Below are 18329 nucleotides of genomic sequence, written 5' to 3'. Positions count from 1 at the left end.
CTGCGTCAACAGTCAGAATCGAGCCTAGTCCCTCCTCCTCCCTTCAAGTCCTACCATACAAGCGAGCCTGCTCGCGATGTGGCCATCACCGGCGATAAAGAAATCAGCCCGCCAACAACCAGACCCCAGTCGCTGCCGACGCCGCACCCGCCAACCGAACCAACGGTGCAGCCGCTTGCGGGAGCACGCGCACGACGGCGTAACCGGCCGCATGCAACGCCGCCGTCGCTGCCACAAACCCGGCCGCATACGTCCAAGGGCTCGACATGTCCGGCAACTCCAGCCCATGCGCCACACCGTGGAACAGCGCAAACAACGCCGTCGCCGCCACCGCCACGCTCAATGGCGGACGCACCACCAACGCCACCGCCAGGCCCAGCGCCAGTACCGACGCGGCAATCCCGCCTTCCAGCGCTGGCAGGTTCAGCCCTTCAAACCCCAGCAACCCGCCAATCAGCATCGTGCCGACAAACGTACACGGCAGCGCCCAGCGCGCCGCGCCTTTTTGCTGCGCGGCCCACAAGCCGACGGCAACCATCGCCAGCAAGTGATCGAGGCCGCCAAGCGGGTGGCTGATACCTGCGATCAAGCCGTTGTCGCCATGCCCCGGATGGGCGAAGGCGATGGCCGGTGTCAACAGCAGGGCCACGGCGCCCAGAATACGTTTCAGTGTCATGGATAAGCTTCCTTGTTGATAAATCGTGATCAGGCGGCTGTCAGCAGGCCCTGGCGTTCGATGAAAGCGATGATCTCTTCAAGGCCCAGACCGGTTTTCTGGTTACTGAAGACAAACGGTTTGCCGTTGCGCATGCGTTTGGTGTCGCTGTCCATCATCTCCAGCGATGCACCTACCAATGGCGCGAGGTCGACTTTGTTGATCACCAGCAGATCGGATTTGCAGATGCCGGGGCCGCCCTTGCGCGGCAGTTTGTCGCCGGCTGAAACGTCAATCACGTAGATGGTCAGGTCGGACAGTTCAGGGCTGAAGGTTGCCGAGAGATTGTCGCCACCGGACTCCACCAGAATCAGGTCCAGCCCCGGAAAGCGGCGGTTCAGTTGATCCACGGCTTCGAGGTTGATCGAGGCGTCTTCGCGGATCGCCGTGTGCGGGCAGCCGCCGGTTTCCACGCCGATGATTCGCTCCGGCGCCAGGGCTTCGTTACGCACCAGAAAGTCGGCGTCTTCGCGGGTGTAGATGTCATTGGTGACGACGGCCAGGTTGTAGCGCTCGCGCAGGGCCAGGCACAAGGCCAGGGTCAGGGCGGTTTTACCGGAACCGACCGGGCCGCCGATGCCGACGCGCAGGGGTTGTGTGTTCATGTTGTTCTCCAAGTTAAAAGGCCCTAGGAACGGAACAGACGGCTGTACTGGCGCTCATGAGCCATGCACGCCAGGGACAGGCCAAACGCGGCACTGCCGTAGTGTTCGGGGGTGATTCGGGTGGCGTCCTGCTGGGCTTGTTGCAGCAGCGGCAGCAGTTCGCTAGTCAGGCGTTGCGCGGCTTGCTGGCCCAGCGGCAGGGTTTTCATCAACACCGCCAACTGGTTTTCCAGCCAGCTCCAGAGCCATGCGGCCAACGCATCCTGCGCAGTGATCCCCCAAGCCCGGGCGGCCAGCGCCCAGCCGAGGGCCAGATGCGGTTCAGGGCGTTGTTCGAGGAAGGCGCGGGCGGGTGCGTCGAGTTCCGGTAAACCGCTGAGCAGTTGTTGCAAGGAGTAGCCCATCTGCCGGCTCTCTTGATGCAATTCGCGGGTTTCCCGACTGGCCCGATGTTCCTCGCAGCGTTGCTGCAGTTCGGCCCAGTTTTCCTCCGCTGCGGCCACACAATGGGCGAGCAACAGCGGCGCTTCGAACCGCGCCAGGTTCAGCAACAATTGATCGCTGATCCAGCGTCGCGCGCCGTCTGCATCGCTCACGCGGCCGTTATCCACCGCCATTTCCAGACCCTGGGAATAGCTGTAGCCGCCAATCGGCAACTGCGGACTGGCCAGGCGCAGCAGCGCCCAGGCCGGGTTCATAAACGGACGCCGAACTGGTGCAGTTTCGGTGGGTAGTTGAAGTCTTCGTCGCCATGCCGTGAATGGTGATGGCCGCCGCCATAGGCGCCGTGTTCCGGCTGGAACGGCGCTTCGATGTTTTCGACCTTGGCCTCCAGCTGTTCAAGCATGGCTTTGAGCACGTAATCGTCGAGCAGGCGCAACCAGCCATCACCGATCTGCAGGGCAACATGACGGTTGCCGAGGTGATAGGCGGCACGGGTCAATTCGAAGGCATTGGCGCAGGTAACGTGCAGCAATTGTTCGGGACGGGCACAGACACGCACGATCCGCCCGTCTTCGGCTTGCAGGCACTCGCCGTCATACAGGGGCGGTTGACCTCGTTCCAAAAACAACCCGACGTCTTCACCGTCGGCACTGAAACAGCGCAAACGGCTTTTACTCCGGGCTTCGAAGGTCAGGTGCAACTCTGCGGCCCAGACGGGTTGAGGGTCGATTCTGTGGTGAATCACCAGCATCGGTAGGCTTCCAGCAATGGGCAATGCTCAGGCTAGAGCAAGGGGCTTGCCAATCGGGGGATACGTAGGAAATACCTGTCGGAGCTTGGTGTGAGCGTTGGTGAATTGCAGGATCTTGATCGGTAGTGGTGCGAGGATGTATGAGTTGCACCGAATTGATGCGCTGACGGGTTTTGTGGGAGCGAGCCTGCTCGCGAAGGCGTCGGCACAGTCAACACTTGAGGTAACTGACACTGCGCTTTCGCGAGCAGGCTCGCTCCCACAGGCTTATTCGGTGCTGCCGAGCCCTTGCCAGTGTTTCAGGCCGATGAAGATGAAGCGCAGTTGCTGGGTGATCTTCGCTTGCGGCGTCAGATGCTCCGGTAGCGCTTCGGCGGGCGGATCAATGATGTCCGGCAGTGTCGCGAACACACTTTTTACAATCAGGTCCGCCATCACGCTCAACCCGGCAATGTCCAGATGCTGCAGTTTCGGCATCAACGACAAGTCAGCCGCCAGATCCGAGCTGATGTCCTCGCGCAAGCGCCCGATCGCCAACCGCACAGGCAGCGATCCGCCGTATTGCTCGCGGGCAAGAAACAGAAATTGCGAACGATTGGCACTGACCACGTCGAGAAAGATCCGCACCGACGCATCGATAATGCCGCCCATGACGAATTCGTTATGGCGCACCAGGCGAATGGTTTCGCGGAAGGTCTGACCGACTTCGCTTACCAGCACCAGGCCCAGTTCATCCATATCAGCGAAATGCCGGTAGAAACCGGTGGGTACGATGCCGGCGGTTTTCGCCACTTCGCGCAGGCTGAGGCTGCCGAATCCTCGGCCACATTCCATCAGGTGACGGGCAGCGTCCATCAGGGCGTTGCGGGTTTGTTGTTTCTGTTCGGCGCGGGGCAGCATCGCAAGGGTGTTTTCTGGACTGGACAGCGGCGCACTCTAGCAAATCGGCTTCGCTGGCGTCGAACGACTATCGGGGGGCAGGCGGGGAATTGCGGCTTCTCTATAAGTCAAAAGCCCAATCCGGGGATTGGGCTTTTTTTCAGGGCGGCCATGAGGCTTAGCTCAGAGCGCTGTTGCGTTCGATCACACGGTCACCACCACCTTCAGCCAGGGTTTGGCCTTGTGGGGTACGGTCGGAACCGCCTTCAGCGAGGGTTTGGCCTTGTGGAGTGCGATCGGAACCGTCAGCAGCCAGGGTTTGACCTTGTGGAGTGCGTTCGGAACCGTCGGCAGCCAGGGTTTGACCTTGTGGAGTGCGTTCGGAACCGTCAGCAGCCAGGGTCTGGCCTTGTGGGGTGCGATCCGAGCCATCTTGAGTGATCAGGCCTTTTTCTTTCAGGCGATCGTTACCGCCTTCGGCAAGGGTCTGGCCTTGTGGAGTGCGGTCGGAACCATCGGCGGCGACGGTTTGGCTGAACACCGAGTGGCTGTCTTTGACTTGCGGAGTGGCCTGATCAGCGGCTGGCAGAGCGAAAGCGGTGCTGGCTAGCATCGAGAGGGTCAGGCTAAGCAGTAATTGGCGTTTCATGATGGGTTGCTCCTTGGGAGGGCGATAAAGTGGGTACGAGGGCAATGCTACTCTCGATAAGTCGATATGAAAGTTCATAAACGCAATGGTAATAATCAACAGAATTGATTGTTCTGCTGGAGCGCTCTAGAACGGGCGTTTCCGGCGGGTGTTTTTGCACTGGGGTGGGTAGTTTCGACTCACTCGCGCCGCACAACAGTGCGGGTGGCGGTAACACCGTTTGGAGCGCGCAGAGTGATCGCGGGGGATTATTTGAACGTTAATAGGCTTTTCGGTTAAACCTGCACGGCTTTTCCCAGTCCTAGCTGTCATGGCAGGCCGGTTCTGGCCTAACGTTTCATACGTGCGTCGCTGTCAGGGCGCTCAGTCGTATTCAGGAGTCCTGTGCAATGACGCGCACCCCCAAGATTTTTGCCTGGGTCTTTGCCAGTCTGGTGATTCTGCTGGCGATACTCGTGCTGATCATCGTGTTCTTCGATTGGAACCGGATCAAACCCACCATCAACAGCAAAGTCTCCGAAGAGCTGCACCGACCGTTCGCTATCAATGGCAACCTCGCGGTGGTCTGGCAGCGCGAGGCTGACGAGGGCGGCTGGCGGGCCTGGGTGCCGTGGCCCCATGTGGAGGCCGAAGACTTGAGTCTCGGCAACCCGGACTGGTCGAAACAACCGCAGATGGTCACCCTCAAGCGCGTCGAGCTGCGTATTTCGCCGCTGGCCCTGTTGGCGCAGCGAGTGGTCATCCCGCGCATCGACCTGACCGAACCGAACGCCCAGCTCCAACGCCTGGCCGACGGCCGCGCCAACTGGACCTTCAAATTCGACCCGAAAGACCCCAACGCCGAACCGTCGAACTGGGTGGTCGATATCGGCGCCATCGGCTTCGACAAGGGCCACGTCACCCTTGATGACCAGAACCTGAAGACGCAGCTTGATGTGCTCATCGATCCGCTGGGCAAGCCGATTCCGTTCAGCGACATCGTCGGTGACAAGGCTGCGAAAACCGCGCTTGAGAAGGGGGCTGCGCCTCAGGACTACGCCTTCGCCCTCAAGGTCAAAGGCCAGTACCACGCGCAGAAACTCGAAGGCTCCGGCAAGATCGGTGGCTTGTTGGCGCTGCAGGACGCGGCCAAGCCGTTCCCGCTGCAGGCGCAGGTGAAGATCGCCGATACCAGCGTCGAACTGGCCGGGACCCTGACCGACCCGCTTAACCTCGGCGCGCTGGACCTGCGACTGAAACTGGCCGGCACCAGCCTCGGCAATCTGTATCCGTTGACTGGTGTGACACTGCCGGATACGCCGCCATACGCCACCGACGGGCATTTGATTGCCAAGCTGCATGAACCCGGTGGCGCGGTGTTCCGCTATGAAGAATTCAACGGCAAGATCGGCGAGAGTGACATTCATGGCAGCCTGGCGTATGTCGCCAGTCAGCCAAGACCGAAGCTCAGTGGTTCGCTGCTCTCCAACCAACTGTTGTTTGCCGACCTCGCACCGCTGATCGGTGCCGATTCTAATGCCAAGCAAAAGGCCCGTGGCGCTGACAGCCAGCAGCCGGTGGACAAAGTGTTGCCGGTCGAAGAGTTCAAGACCGAGCGTTGGCGTGACATGGACGCCGACGTAGAATTCACCGGCAAGCGCATCGTCCACAGCGAAAAACTGCCGTTCACCGACCTCTATACGCACCTGGTGCTGACCGACGGCCAACTCAGCCTGGAACCCCTGCGCTTTGGTGTGGCGGGCGGCAATCTGGAAGCGCAGATTCGCTTGAATGGCCGGACTGAACCCCTGGAGGGGCAGGCCAAACTCACTGCGCGCAAGTTCAAGCTCAAGCAACTGTTCCCGACCTTCGAACCGATGAAAACCAGTTTCGGCGAGCTCAATGGCGATGCAGACATCTCAGGGCGCGGCAACTCGGTGGCCAAACTGTTGGGCAGCGCCAACGGCAATCTGAAGATGATCATCAACGACGGCGCGATCAGCCGCGAGCTGATGGAACTGGCCGGGCTCAACGTCGGTAACTACGTGGTCGGTAAAATCTTCGGCGACAAAGAAGTGAAGATCAATTGCGCGGCGGCCGACTTCGATATCAAGACCGGGCTGGCGACCACGCGTCTGTTCGTCTTCGATACGGAGAACGCGATCATCTACATCGATGGCACCGCGAACATGGCGACCGAGCAACTGGACTTGACCATTACGCCGGAGTCGAAGGGCTGGCGCTTGATTTCGCTGCGCTCGCCGTTGTACGTGAGGGGCAAGTTCATCAAGCCTGATGCCGGGGTGAAAGCGGTGCCGCTGATGCTGCGCGGGGCGGGGATGGTGGCGCTGGGCGTGATTGCCGCTCCGGCGGCCGGGTTGTTGGCGCTGGTGGCGCCAAGTGGTGGTGAGCCGAACCAGTGTGCGCCGTTGCTGGAGCAGATGAAGGCGGGCAAGGCACCTGTGACGGTAAAACCCACCAAGTAATTGCGGCGTCTATGAAGACGCCTTCGCGAGCAGGCTCGCTCCCACATTGGTCCGGAGTTCACAGGGCAAATGTGGGAGCGAGCCTGCTCGCGAAGGCGGTCTGCCAGGCGCTACAAATCTTTCAGAATGTCAGCCATATCATCCGCATGCTCTTCTTCCTGAGCCAGGATGTCCTCAAAGATCCGCCGCGTAGTCGGGTCTTTCTCGCCGATGTACTGAATGATCTCGCGATAGCTGTCGATGGCGATGCGCTCGGCAACCAGATCTTCGTAGACCATCTCCTTGAGACTGTTCCCCGCCACATACTGGGCGTGGGAATTTTTCGACAACAGATCAGGGTTGAACTCCGGTTCACCGCCCAGCTGCACAATGCGCTCGGCCAGGCGGTCGGCGTGTTCGGCTTCCTGGGTCGCGTGTTCGAGAAACTCATCGGCCGCCACATGGGCTTTTACACCGTTGGCCATGAAGTAGTGACGCTTGTAGCGCAACACGCAGACCAGTTCGGTGGCCAGCGATGCGTTGAGCAGGCGCAGGACTTCTTCGCGGTCGGCGCTATAGCTTTCAGTGACCGCGCCATTCTCGACATTCTTGCGGGCCCGTTCGCGAAGCGTGGTTACATCAGACAAATGCATGTCACTCATCTCGTTCTCCTGGAGGCTAATCCGGTTTGCGTCACCTTCTAAGAGTGATCGCTACGAAAGTTGTGAGTCCTGCGCGCGGCGAAAAGTTTGATGTAATTTGTAATCGGCGGCCTCACGCCAATGCATGCCCGGACAGCAACGCCTCCTCGCGCAACCAGGCAAAAAATGCCCGGACCGGCGGATGTCGCTCGCGCCCCGGCACACACAGTGCGCTATAGCCGGCGCCATCGACCTGAATCTCGCCGCGATACGCCACCAGCAACCCGCTGGCCACGCTTTCCGACACCAGAATGTTGCTCGCCAGCACCAAGCCTTGTCCGGCAATCGCTGCTTGCAGGGCGTAATGCTCTTCGTCGTATTCACGCACCGCCGGTTTTCCCGCCAGCCATGACTCGCCCGACTGCGCACACCACGCCTCCCAGCCATGGGCGTACAGCTTGGAGTTGTGCCAGTGCACGCTGATCAGCGTCGGCGTGCGAGTGGCGGCCAGCGCGACCTGCTCGGGCGAGCCGTAGACGCCGAAGGACTCATCGAACAAACACAAACCATAGAGGTTGGGGTAGGTGTCGAGGCTGTAGCGCAGCACCAGATCGACGCTGGCATCCTGATGCAGATCGATCACTTCACAGTGGGTGTCCAGGCGCAGGCTGATGCCGGGATGGCGCGCATAAAAGCGCCCGAGGCGCGGCACCAGCCACAACGCCGCGAAGGCTGCGGTGGTGGAGACCGTCAGGCTCGCGCCGTTGCGCTGCGGGCGCAAGGTATCGACGCTTTGCGCCACGTCCAGAAAGGCACCGTGCAGGCTGCGGAACAGCCGTTCACCGCCGTCGGTCAGGCGCACTTGCCGAGGCAAACGCTCGAACAACGGCACGCCGAGCCAGGTTTCAAGGGAGCGGATCTGATGGGATACCGCCGTCGGCGTCACCGAGAGTTCTTCGGCGGCTGCCTTGAAGCTCAACAAGCGGGACGCGGACTCAAAGGCACGCAGGGCGGTCAGTGGCAACGAGGCAAACATTCAAGGCTCCATGGATGAAATAGATTCATCCTGACTGATTTATGCTCATTTGAAGCGGTTGGCTGTGCGCTTCAAGCTGCAAGCCACAAGCAGTTAGAGTTTAATCCCAAGGAGATTCAGATGAGTAAAATTCTTGCCATTCACGCCAGCCCCCGTGGCGACCGCTCGCACTCTCGCCGTTTGGCTGAAGTGTTTCTTTCGGCCTGGCAGGCGCGCCATCCGCACGCTCAGTTGACCCGTCGTGAAGTCGGGCGAGCCTTGATTCCGCCGGCTAACGAAGCCTTTATCGCTGCTGCGTTTTACCCCGAGCCGAATGCGCGCCCCCTGTCGATGCAGGCTGATCTGGCCTTCAGCGATGAGTTGGTGGGCGAACTGCTGGGCCACGACCTGCTGGTGATTTCCACGCCGATGTACAACTTCAGCGTGCCCAGCGGCCTCAAGGCCTGGATCGATCAGATTGTGCGGCTCGGCCTGACGTTCAACCACACCCTGGACAATGGCGTCGCCCAATACGAGCCGCTGCTACAGGGCAAAAAAGCCTTGATCGTCACCAGTCGTGGCGGCTTCGGTTTCGGCCCGGGCGGTGAGCTGGAAGCCATGAACCACGCTGATCCAATGCTGCGCACGGCACTGGGCTTCATTGGTATCACCGACATCACTGTGGTCGCCGCCGAGGGTGAAGAGTCCGAAGAACGTACCTTTCGGATCTCCGCCGCCGAGGCCGAGCAGCGCCTGTTGGCGCTGGCCAGGGAGTTCTAGATGGCCTGGCTGTTTCTGCTGATCGCCGCCGGGTTCGAAGTCACCTTCGCCATGGGCATGAAATACGCCGAAGGCTTCACCCGGCCCTGGCCGTCGCTGATCACCGTCGTGGCCGCCGTGGGCGGCATTTACTTCCTGACCCTGGCCATGCGCGAGTTGCCGGTGAGCATCGCGTATCCGATCTGGACCGCCATCGGTTCACTGGGCACGGTATTCCTGGGGTTTGCGCTGTTGGGCGAAAGCCTGACGGCAATTAAACTGGTGTCGGTCGGGCTCATCGTGGCGGGTGTGGTGGGACTTAAGTAGAGCGGGATGTCATAGACTGGTCGTCGAGTTGTCATCTTCGGTGGCGATGCTTGGTGGACGTCTTGCATCGCGCCTTGCTTCATCTCATCGACCACAAGGACGTTCGCCCATGTCGCAAGGTTCCGCCACGCGTTACCCGTTGGTATTGGTCCCCGGAATGCTCGGGTTTGTCCGATTGGTGCTCTACCCCTATTGGTACGGCATCGTCTCGGCGTTGCGCCAAGGTGGGGCGACGGTGTTCGCGGTGCAGGTTTCGCCGCTCCATTCCAGTGAAGTGCGCGGCGATCAACTGCTGGCGCGAATCGAGGAAATCCTGCGCGAGACCGGGGCCGAGAAGGTCAACCTGTTCGGTCACAGCCAGGGCTCGCTGACGGCCCGTTACGCGGCGGCCAAACGCCCGGACCTTGTGGCTTCGGTGACCTCGGTGGCCGGTCCGAATCATGGTTCGGAACTGGCCGATTATCTGCACAAACACTACCCGCATGACAGCGCCATGGGCCGGTTGCTGACCTTTCTATTACGGATGATTGCCGCGTTGATGTGCCTGCTCGAAACCGGCTATCGCGGGCCGAAGCTGCCGGTGGATGTACATGCTTCCCATCACTCGCTCACCACTGAAGGCGTGGCGCTGTTCAATCAGCGTTATCCACAGGGCCTGCCTGAAACCTGGGGCGGGCACGGGCCGGAGGAGGTCAACGGCGTGCGTTATTACTCGTGGTCCGGGACGTTGCAGCCCGGCATTACCGATCGCGGGCGTAACCTGTTGGACGGGACTAATCGCAGTTGCCGGTTGTTTGCCAAAACCTTTGTGAGGGAGGTCGGGCATTGCGACGGGATGGTCGGGCGTTACAGCTCGCACCTGGGGACGGTGATTGGCGATGAGTATCCGCTGGATCACTTCGACATCGTCAATCAGTCGCTAGGGCTGGTGGGGAAGGGCGCCGAGCCGATCCGGTTGTTCGTCGAGCATGCCGCCCGGCTTAAAGCGGCAGGCGTCTAGACCGAGTTGCCCTTTTTGCGAGCAGGCTCGCTCCCACAGGGGAATGCGATCAACTGTGGGAGCGAGCCTGCTCGCGAAGGCGTCAGTTCAGGCAACCCGAACCTTGCGGCCGATCACCGTGGTCCAGCGCTCCGAAAGCACCACCCCGCCCAACGTCAACAGCCCGCCCACCAAGTGGTACATCGCCAACTGTTCATGCAGCACCACCGCCGCAATCAGCGCCGTAATCACCGGCAGCAAATTGAAAAACAGCGTGGTCCGGCTCGGTCCCAACCGCACCACCGCCTGCATCCACGCCAGCGGTGCCAACATCGACGCCAGCAGGCAGGCGTAAAGCACCAGCGGAATATTCTGCAGCGTCAGCCCGACCTTCGGTGAAATCACAAACAGCGGAAACAGCACCACCACCGCCACCCACACTTGCATATATAACAACACCAACGGCGGCAAACGCAGCTGCCATTTTTTCAGCAAGGTGCTGTAAATCGCGTAGGCCAGCGTGGCGATCAACATCATCGCGTCACCCAGGTTCACGCCGTGTTCCAGCAGCGCGCCGAGGCTGCCGGATGAAACGACGACCAACACACCGGCAAACGACAGCACCGCACCGGCCAATGCGCCAACCGTCAGGCGTTGGCCGAGGCTGATAATCGCCATGGCCAGCGACATCAGCGGCATCAGCGACAGGATGATCCCCATGTTGGTGGCCGAGGTCAGTGCCGCAGCGAAATACGCCAGACTCTGATAGACCGCCATGCCCAGCACGCCGAGAACGAAAATCTTGCCCAGGTTCGGACGAATCTGTGGCCAATGCGCGATCACCGGTTTGAGCATGAACGGCGTGAACAGCATCCCGGCCAGCAGCCAGCGATAGAAACCGATCTCGGCGGGGAAGATAGCCCCGGCTGACATTTTGGTGATCACGGTGTTGCCAGCCCAAATGAAAATGGCCAGCAGGGGATAAGCGTATTGCATCGGAAAAAACCAGAACGTTAATGAGGGGCAATTATCCCCTTGTCTGGATGCAAGCCTATACTTCGATCCAGACAATCGGCCCTTGATGACGGACAGCATGACCAGTAAACACATCGACCTGCTGGAGTTCAGCGAACTGCCGGCCCCGATTTACTTCCGCTACGCCGACTTCAACACCCACGAATACGCCTCGGCTCACCGCCACCCTTGGGGCACGCTCGAGTATTCGGCCAATGGCGTGTTGCACATGGAAATCGGCAACAGCCGCTTCATGTCGCCACCGCAATACGCGGTGTGGGTGCCGCCCGAGACCGAGCACAGCTTCTATAGCAATCAGCCGATCAACTATCGCGCGGTGTGCCTGGCGCCGTCGCTGTGCCGCGAGTTGCCGCAACAGGCCTGCACGCTGGCAATCAGCGACATTCTCAAAGCGATCCTCAAGGACTTCGCGGCGCGTGATGTGAAGATTCCCGAGCACGAGGCGGACGTTCGTCTCGGCCAGGTATTGGTGGATCAACTGCAACTGGCACCGGTGCATGAATGCTATCTGCCCTACGCCAGCAGTCCGGGGTTGCTCGGAATACTGGAAGCCTTGCAAGCCGAACCCGGCGATAACCGCCCCTTGGCCGACTGGGCTGCGCAGATCCATGTCAGTGAGCGCACCCTGGCCCGGCAGTTCGTTCGCGAGCTGGGCATGAGTTTCGGCGAGTGGCGCCAGCGCTTGCGCTTCCTCGCGGCGATCGAAGCGCTCGACAGCCAGCGCAGTGTTCAGGACATTGCCTTCGACATGGGTTACAGCACCGGCTCGGCTTTTATCGCAATGTTTCAGCGCCAGGCCGGGTGTACGCCGGAGCAGTATCGACGCAGTCACCTGGAGAACAGGAAGGTGTAACAGGGGTTGTCTACACTCCAGCATGAGGCCGTGCCCCTCGGCGCGGCAACAAGGAGAAAACTCCATGAAGATGTTGCGTGCCCCTTTGTTGATGATCGGTTTGCTGCTCTGCGCCCAGGGCTTTGCGGCCACTGCCCAGCAGGACAAGATGACGACCTGCAATGCCGATGCAACCGCCAAAAGCCTCAAGGGCGATGAGCGCAATACGTTCATGAGTGACTGCCTCAAAGCCGCGCCGACCGCCCCGGCCGCCGCTCAAATGAAGGCCATGACTCCGCAGCAAGAAAGGATGAAAACCTGCAACGCCGACGCCACCACCAAGGCTTTGAAAGGTGATGAGCGCAAGGCGTTCATGAGTAACTGCCTCAAAGCCGAGCCGGCCGCCACTGACGTGAAAGCCATGACCCCTCAGCAAGAGAAGATGAAGGCCTGCAACGCCGATGCGGCCACCAAGGTGCTGAAGGGCGATGAGCGCAAGGCGTTCATGAGTGATTGCCTGAAGAAAAAATAAGTATTGATCCAGAATATGTGGGGGATGATAAGGCCTCTTCGCGAGCAGGCTCGCTCCCACAATGGTTCTATGTTCGCAGGACCCATGTGGGAGCGAGCCTGTCTCCGGGCGGCGTTCCGACGAAGAGGCCAGTCGGGGCGCCGCAAAAAATCGCCAGATCCCCGACCAAAGTCGACCTACACAATTCCTAGTGCTGCCACCGGAACGCTGGCAGACTGCCAATCCTTTTACGCTGTTCGTTTTGAGGCTGTATGCCAACGTTTTCTCAACGCCACGTTTTGCTGCTGATCAGTTGGGTCATCATTTTTGGTGGTTTGCTGCTGGTGATCCCGCTGCGCTTGTTGCCTAGCCTGTTGGCCGGCCTGCTGGTGTTCGAGCTGGTGAATATGCTCACGCCGCAATTGCAGCGGCTGATTGAAGGCCGGCGCGCGCGCTGGCTGGCGGTGGCGCTGCTCGGGACGCTGGTGGTGAGTGTGCTGGCGCTGATCTTTGCCGGCGCCTTCAGTTTCCTGCTGCACGAAGCGGAAAACCCGGGCGCGTCCCTCGATAAATTCATGCACGTGGTCGAGCGCGCGCGCGGGCAATTGCCGCCGTTCATCGACGCCTATCTGCCCGCCAGCGCCGGTGAATTCCGCGTGGCCATCGGCGAGTGGATCAGCAAGCACTTGAGCGACTTGCAACTGGTCGGCAAGGATGCGGCGCACATGTTCGTGACGCTGCTGATCGGTATGGTGCTGGGGGCGATCATTGCCTTGCAGCGCGTGCCGGACCTGACCAAACGCAAGCCGCTGGCCGCTGCGTTGTTTGATCGTCTGCATCTGCTGGTCCAGGCTTTTCGTAACATCGTGTTTGCGCAGATCAAGATTTCACTGCTCAACACCTTCTTCACCGGGATCTTCCTGGCGGTGATCCTGCCGATGTTCGGCATCAAGTTGCCGTTGACCAAAACCCTGATCGTGCTGACCTTCCTGCTCGGCTTGCTGCCGGTGATCGGCAACCTGATGTCGAATACGCTGATCACCATTGTCGGTTTGTCACTGTCGATCTGGGTCGCGGTGGCGGCGCTGGGTTACCTGATTTTTATCCACAAGCTCGAGTACTTCCTCAACGCGCGGATTGTCGGCGGGCAGATCAGTGCGAAGTCGTGGGAGTTGCTGCTGGCAATGCTGGTGTTCGAAGCCGCGTTCGGCCTGCCGGGGGTGGTGGCGGGGCCGATTTATTATGCGTATCTGAAAAGCGAATTGCGGCAGGTGGGGATGGTTTGATCCGGGTGATGTATCGCCTGGACTGCCCCTTTCGCGAGCAGGCTCGCTCCCACAGTTGACCGAGATCCAATGTGGGAGCGAGCCTGCTCGCGAAGGGGGCGACTCGGTTAATCAGTCCATCGTGCCGTAACGCTTCGACGCTTCAATCGCCAAGCCGCTACCAATGCTGCCAAAGATGTTCCCTTCCACATGCCGCGCCTTCGGCAACATCGCCGAAACGCTGTTGCGCAGCGCCGGAATCCCGCTCGAACCGCCGGTGAAGAACACCGTATCCACCTGATCGACCCGCACATTCGCGTCGTTGAGCATCTGCGTCACGCTGTTGCGCACGCGCTCCAACAACGCTTCGATAGCGGATTCGAACAGGGCGCGGCTCAGTTCCACACTCAGCCCCGGCTCGATCCGGTCCAGCGGCACATGGCGGCTGTCGGCGTGGGTCAGCTGGATCTTGGTTTCTTCCACTTCCATGGCCAGCCAGTGGCCGGCGCGCTGGTCGATCAGCTTGAACAGGCGATCGATGCCGCCGGTGTCTTCGATGTCGTAGCGCATGCTGCCCAGGGCCAGGGTCGACTTTTGCGAGTACACCGAGTTGATGGTGTGCCAGGTCGCCAGGTTCATGTGGTGGCTGGTCGGCATGTAGGCGCCGCTCTTCATGCGGCTGCCGTAGCCAAACAGCGGCATCAGGCCTTGCAGGCTCAACTGCTTGTCGAAGTCGGTCCCGCCGATGTGCACGCCGCCGGTGGCGAGGATGTCGTCGTGGCGGTTGTCGTGGTTGCGGCGCTCAGGCGAAAGGCGTACCAGCGAGAAGTCGGAGGTACCACCGCCGATGTCGACGATCAGCACCAGCTCTTCTTTTTCAATGGTCGACTCATAGTCGAACGCCGCCGCAATCGGCTCGTACTGGAACGAGACATCCTTGAAGCCGATGGCGCGGGCCACATCCACCAAGGTGTTCTCGGCTTCCTGGTCGGCCATTTCATCGTCATCGACGAAAAATACCGGACGGCCCAGCACCACTTCCTCGAACTCCCGACCAGCGGCAGTCTCGGCGCGCTTCTTCAGCTGACCGATAAACAGCCCGAGCAGGTCCTTGAACGGCATCGCCGTGCCGAGAACGCTGGTGTCGTGCTTGATCAGCTTGGAGCCCAGCAGGCTCTTGAGCGAGCGCATCAGCCGGCCTTCGTAGCCTTCCAGGTACTCGTGCAGCGCCAGCCGGCCGTACACCGGGCGGCGTTCTTCCATGTTGAAGAAGACCACCGAGGGCAGGGTGATCTTGTCGTCCTCCAGCGCGATCAGCGTTTCCATGCCGGGGCGCAGCCAGCCGACGGTGGAGTTGGACGTGCCGAAGTCGATACCACAGGCACGGGCTGGAGATGCGTTTTTCATGTCTTTCAGGTTCCGGTTAAAAAACGGCCGCGCAGTGTATGCCAGGAAGGCGAATATTCGAAGGCCGACTATCCGCTATTTCGCAGGCATTAGCGCTTGAAACACTCAGCTTTGCCCCAAACTTGCTGGCATGGGCCTGGTAGCCAACCGGCGGTCGCAAGAACCGCCGCCCGCTGCCGATAAACTTCTGACGCGCCGCCCGGTCACAAAATTGAGATCGGTCAATCCAAATGCTGCAAACAAGAGCATGCTGTGCGTGGCTGCGCGAATTGATAACGGATGGTGATCCTTAGATGGACTTCAAAGACTATTACAAGATTCTCGGTGTGGAACCGACCGCTGACGACAAGGCAATCAAGGCTGCCTATCGCAAGCTGGCGCGCAAATACCACCCCGATGTCAGCAAGGAAAAGGACGCCGAGGCCAAATTCAAGGACGCCTCGGAAGCCTATGAAGCGCTGAAAAGCGCCGACAAGCGCGCCGAATACGACGACTTGCGCAAATACGGCCAGCACGGCCAACCGTTCCAGGGCCCGCCGGGTTGGCAGGGTCGTGGTGCCGGTGGTTTTGGTGGTGGTCAGGACACGGGCGATTTTTCGGACTTCTTCAGTTCGATCTTCGGCAACCGTGGGCCTGGTTTTGGCGGTGGAGAGTCGCGTCGCAGTGCGGGACGTCGAGGGCAAGACGTGGAAATGGAACTCGCAATTTTTCTGGAAGAAACCCTCTCGAACGAATCCAAGAAGGTCACCTTCCAGGTGCCGCAGTACAACGCGGCCGGCCAGCATGTCAGCAACACCACCAAGAGCCTGAACGTAAAGATCCCGGCCGGTGTGACCGACGGCGAGCGCATCCGCCTCAAGGGCCAGGGGGCCCCGGGGATCGGTGGTGGCGCCAATGGCGACCTGTTTCTGATCATCCGCTTTGCGCCGCACCCTAAATTCGACGTCGAAGGCGAGAACCTGATCATCACGTTGCCGCTGGCACCGTGGGAACTGGCGCTGGGCACCGAAGTGGCGGTGCCGACCCTGACCGGCAAGATCAACCTCAAGGTCCCGGCCGGCAGCCAGAACGGCCAGCGCATGCGCGCCAAGGGCCACGGCCTGCTGAACAAGGCGGGCGAGCGTGGCTTCCTGTTCGTGCAATTGAAGGCCGTCATGCCGAAAACCTCGAACGATGAGGTCAAGGCGTTGTGGCAGGAACTGGCGAAAAAAGCCGAGTTCAACCCAAGAGAAAACTTCTGATCCAAGAGACGGAGTAGCCCATCATGAGCAACCCCCTGATCGTTCACCTGGACCTGGCAGAATTCTGTGAGGCGACCGACCTGTCGGACGTCTACGTGATCGAAATCGTCGAACACGGCATCCTCGAACCTCAGGGCAAGCAGCCCAAGGATTGGCGTTTCAACGATTACGAGCTGGCACTGGCCAAGCGCGCCGCCAAGTTGCGGCGCGACCTGGAGCTGGAATGGGAAGGCGTCGCCTTGGCGCTGGACCTGCTGGAAGAAGTGCAGCAGTTGCGGGCCGAGAACCGGATGTTGAAGCAGCGGTTGGGGCGGTTGGTGGTCGAGTAGGTATTCTGTTGATTCTGGGTTGCCTGTCAGTCCGCTTTCGCGAGCAGGCTCGCTCCCACAGTTGATCGCATTCCCCTGTGGGAGCGAGCCTGCTCGCGAAGAACGGAAGCGCGGTATCCCAGCCTATCCGTTCCGGGGCAACACCACCGTAAACAGCGTCCCGTCAGTCTCGTTCGAACTGACCTCAATCGTCCCTCCATGGGCGTTCACCACTTCCTTGACGATAAACAACCCCAGGCCAAGGCTGGTCGTTGGCTGGCCGAGTTCTTCGTCGGCACTGCGCACCAGCGGGTCGAAAATGGTGCCGATGGTCTCCTCGGGAATCGGCACGCCGAAGTTGTGCACCGTCAGGCGAACCGTCTGAGGCTCCCCGCTCACGGTGACGGTTACATCACGTTTGTTCAAACCGTGCTGCAAGGCATTGCCGATCAGGTTCTGCAACAGTTGAGCGATCCGTCCGGCATCCCAGACACCTTGTGTGTCTCCCACGGCTTTTACCGTCGGATCGCACTCCGGGTTACCGGCGCAGGCTTGGGCAATCGCCGCATGCGCGGCATCGGCCAGGTCCATGGGCGCCGGCTCGATGGGCAGGCTCTTGCCCAAACGACTGCGCACCAGCTCCAGCAAATCACTGACCATCACCGCCATGTGCCGTGCGCCACGCTTTATGTTGTTCGCGCAGGCCAGTGCATCGCCTTCCAGCGCGGCTTTGCGCATCAGCAATTCGGTGGACATGCTCACCGCTTGCAATGGCGCGCGCAGGTCATGCCCAAGAATCGCCAGGAATATGTCCCGTGAGTGATTGACCTGTTCGGCATAGGCCGCAGTGGACTCGGCAAGGGCTTCGTCGATGGCTTCGTTGAAGCGGATCATGTCCTGGAAGTAGGTCAGGTCCGGTGATTCCAGGGTGTCGACCCACAAACGGATCACACAGGCGCGCAGATGCCGGAACTCCGAGGTCATCTGCACCAGATCAAATCCGACGGTATGCCGCAGTTCGCCATGGCTGGCGCCCGCCTCGTCCAGGCTCGGGGTCTTCTCCGGGCCTTCACCTTTGGCCTTGGCGCGCTGTTCGCTAGCGGTTTGCGCAGTGGTCATGTCTCGCGCTGCCGCCAACAGGATCGCCTTGGCGTGATCTCGCAAGGCCACCCGATCCATGTTTTCGGCCGCTGGCGTAATGGTTCTGGCGAACTGCTCCCATTCATCGACGATACGGTCCACGTGTTGCCTGATGAATTCGGATAAGCGCATGGCGGGTTTCCTGGCAGAAGGTCTGGGCAGCTTAGTCTTTTTACAGGCTGGCCAATACTACCGTTCACGCGCAGGTTCAGACGATGCGGTGAGCAGGGTGGTAATTAAATATTTTTCAGGTTTTAAAGTTGGATGGGAGCGGCTGTTTTCAGCGGTTTGTCAGCAGTTATTTGATCTTTTGTTTTTTTCGTCGCTGCATAAGCTGGTCGCTCTTGGAGTTGCATAAAGAGTGTTTGCGAAATGGAAGCAT

21 protein-coding genes are annotated in these 18329 nt (G+C 60.2%); 10 read left to right on the top strand and 11 right to left on the bottom strand.

All coding sequences use genetic code 11. The annotated features are described in order from the left end of the window. Nucleotides 1-103 precede the first annotated feature (103 nt). From AC07N8_RS19995 to AC07N8_RS19970, 6 genes are all read right to left on the bottom strand, one after another. Nucleotides 104-676 (bottom strand): HupE/UreJ family protein, encoded by a 573-nt coding sequence (locus tag AC07N8_RS19995; protein ID WP_483841116.1) that lies wholly within the window; start codon nucleotides 674-676, stop codon nucleotides 104-106. Between the two features lie 29 nt (nucleotides 677-705). Next, a complete protein-coding gene (gene ureG, locus AC07N8_RS19990; protein WP_007947546.1) occupies nucleotides 706-1320 on the bottom strand; it encodes an urease accessory protein UreG in 615 nt (204 codons plus the stop codon). A 23-nt stretch (nucleotides 1321-1343) separates the two neighbouring features. Next, entirely contained in the window at nucleotides 1344-2018 is a 675-nt protein-coding gene (locus tag AC07N8_RS19985; RefSeq protein WP_493145710.1) for an urease accessory protein UreF, read from the bottom strand. Further along, on the bottom strand, nucleotides 2015-2515 hold the full coding sequence (ureE, locus tag AC07N8_RS19980) for an urease accessory protein UreE (protein WP_483841118.1): 501 nt from the start codon (nucleotides 2513-2515) through the stop codon (nucleotides 2015-2017). Before ureE ends, AC07N8_RS19985 begins: the two co-directional genes overlap by 4 nt. Before the next feature lie 267 nt (nucleotides 2516-2782). Further along, complete coding sequence (locus AC07N8_RS19975; protein WP_027921952.1) at nucleotides 2783-3415, bottom strand: TetR family transcriptional regulator; 633 nt, start codon at nucleotides 3413-3415, stop codon at nucleotides 2783-2785. A 157-nt stretch (nucleotides 3416-3572) separates the two neighbouring features. Continuing rightward, the gene (locus tag AC07N8_RS19970; protein WP_493145709.1) at nucleotides 3573-4043 is read right to left on the bottom strand and encodes a hypothetical protein; all 471 of its coding nucleotides are present in this window, start codon (nucleotides 4041-4043) and stop codon (nucleotides 3573-3575) included. A gap of 389 nt (nucleotides 4044-4432) precedes the next feature. Between AC07N8_RS19970 and AC07N8_RS19965 the strand changes: the two genes are divergently transcribed. Beyond that, nucleotides 4433-6508, top strand: coding sequence for an AsmA family protein (locus tag AC07N8_RS19965; protein ID WP_493145708.1), 2076 nt, complete (start codon nucleotides 4433-4435; stop codon nucleotides 6506-6508). Between the two features lie 110 nt (nucleotides 6509-6618). Here AC07N8_RS19965 and AC07N8_RS19960 read toward each other — a convergent pair whose 3' ends face one another. Beyond that, nucleotides 6619-7149, bottom strand: coding sequence for a ferritin-like domain-containing protein (locus tag AC07N8_RS19960; RefSeq protein ID WP_493145707.1), 531 nt, complete (start codon nucleotides 7147-7149; stop codon nucleotides 6619-6621). A gap of 112 nt (nucleotides 7150-7261) precedes the next feature. After that, nucleotides 7262-8164, bottom strand: coding sequence for a LysR substrate-binding domain-containing protein (locus tag AC07N8_RS19955; RefSeq protein ID WP_483841122.1), 903 nt, complete (start codon nucleotides 8162-8164; stop codon nucleotides 7262-7264). 120 nt (nucleotides 8165-8284) lie between these two features. Here AC07N8_RS19955 and AC07N8_RS19950 point away from each other — a divergent pair, with 120 nt between their 5' ends. The 3 genes from AC07N8_RS19950 to AC07N8_RS19940 all read left to right on the top strand — a co-directional run bounded on the left by AC07N8_RS19950 (nucleotide 8285) and on the right by AC07N8_RS19940 (nucleotide 10229). After that, on the top strand, nucleotides 8285-8923 hold the full coding sequence (locus AC07N8_RS19950) for an FMN-dependent NADH-azoreductase (RefSeq protein ID WP_483841123.1): 639 nt from the start codon (nucleotides 8285-8287) through the stop codon (nucleotides 8921-8923). Continuing rightward, complete coding sequence (locus AC07N8_RS19945; RefSeq protein WP_157714384.1) at nucleotides 8924-9229, top strand: DMT family transporter; 306 nt, start codon at nucleotides 8924-8926, stop codon at nucleotides 9227-9229. Nucleotides 9230-9338: 109 nt separating this feature from the next. Then, nucleotides 9339-10229, top strand: coding sequence for an alpha/beta fold hydrolase (locus AC07N8_RS19940; RefSeq protein ID WP_493145706.1), 891 nt, complete (start codon nucleotides 9339-9341; stop codon nucleotides 10227-10229). An 87-nt stretch (nucleotides 10230-10316) separates the two neighbouring features. Here the strand turns inward: AC07N8_RS19940 and AC07N8_RS19935 are convergent, their stop codons facing one another. Then, complete coding sequence (locus tag AC07N8_RS19935; protein ID WP_483841126.1) at nucleotides 10317-11204, bottom strand: DMT family transporter; 888 nt, start codon at nucleotides 11202-11204, stop codon at nucleotides 10317-10319. Nucleotides 11205-11301: 97 nt separating this feature from the next. Between AC07N8_RS19935 and AC07N8_RS19930 the strand changes: the two genes are divergently transcribed. The 3 genes from AC07N8_RS19930 (at nucleotide 11302) to AC07N8_RS19920 (ending at nucleotide 13872) form a co-directional block, all read left to right on the top strand. Next, entirely contained in the window at nucleotides 11302-12096 is a 795-nt protein-coding gene (locus AC07N8_RS19930; protein WP_483841127.1) for an AraC family transcriptional regulator, read from the top strand. Between the two features lie 64 nt (nucleotides 12097-12160). Beyond that, entirely contained in the window at nucleotides 12161-12607 is a 447-nt protein-coding gene (locus AC07N8_RS19925) for a PsiF family protein (protein ID WP_493145705.1), read from the top strand. A gap of 251 nt (nucleotides 12608-12858) precedes the next feature. Next, nucleotides 12859-13872, top strand: a complete 1014-nt coding sequence (locus tag AC07N8_RS19920) for an AI-2E family transporter (protein WP_027921942.1) — start codon at nucleotides 12859-12861, stop codon at nucleotides 13870-13872. Nucleotides 13873-13983: 111 nt separating this feature from the next. Here AC07N8_RS19920 and AC07N8_RS19915 read toward each other — a convergent pair whose 3' ends face one another. Continuing rightward, nucleotides 13984-15258, bottom strand: a complete 1275-nt coding sequence (locus tag AC07N8_RS19915) for an Hsp70 family protein (RefSeq protein WP_027921941.1) — start codon at nucleotides 15256-15258, stop codon at nucleotides 13984-13986. 293 nt (nucleotides 15259-15551) lie between these two features. Here AC07N8_RS19915 and AC07N8_RS19910 point away from each other — a divergent pair, with 293 nt between their 5' ends. Continuing rightward, nucleotides 15552-16499: a DnaJ C-terminal domain-containing protein gene (locus AC07N8_RS19910; RefSeq protein WP_483841129.1), complete on the top strand. Its 948-nt coding sequence runs from the start codon at nucleotides 15552-15554 to the stop codon at nucleotides 16497-16499. Nucleotides 16500-16522: 23 nt separating this feature from the next. Beyond that, nucleotides 16523-16828, top strand: a complete 306-nt coding sequence (locus AC07N8_RS19905; RefSeq protein ID WP_123435930.1) for a chaperone modulator CbpM — start codon at nucleotides 16523-16525, stop codon at nucleotides 16826-16828. A gap of 123 nt (nucleotides 16829-16951) precedes the next feature. Here AC07N8_RS19905 and AC07N8_RS19900 read toward each other — a convergent pair whose 3' ends face one another. Beyond that, entirely contained in the window at nucleotides 16952-18079 is a 1128-nt protein-coding gene (locus tag AC07N8_RS19900) for a sensor histidine kinase (protein WP_483841130.1), read from the bottom strand. Here AC07N8_RS19900 and AC07N8_RS19895 point away from each other — a divergent pair. After that, the gene (locus tag AC07N8_RS19895; protein WP_483841131.1) at nucleotides 18078-18305 is read left to right on the top strand and encodes a hypothetical protein; all 228 of its coding nucleotides are present in this window, start codon (nucleotides 18078-18080) and stop codon (nucleotides 18303-18305) included. The genes AC07N8_RS19900 and AC07N8_RS19895 overlap by 2 nt on opposite strands. Nucleotides 18306-18329: the final 24 nt, after the last annotated feature.

The sequence above is a fragment of the Pseudomonas sp. GW821-FHT10C09 genome, from assembly GCF_059415465.1.
Note: the sequence above shows the minus strand (reverse complement) of the source record. Positions and strands in the feature narration are given on the sequence as shown.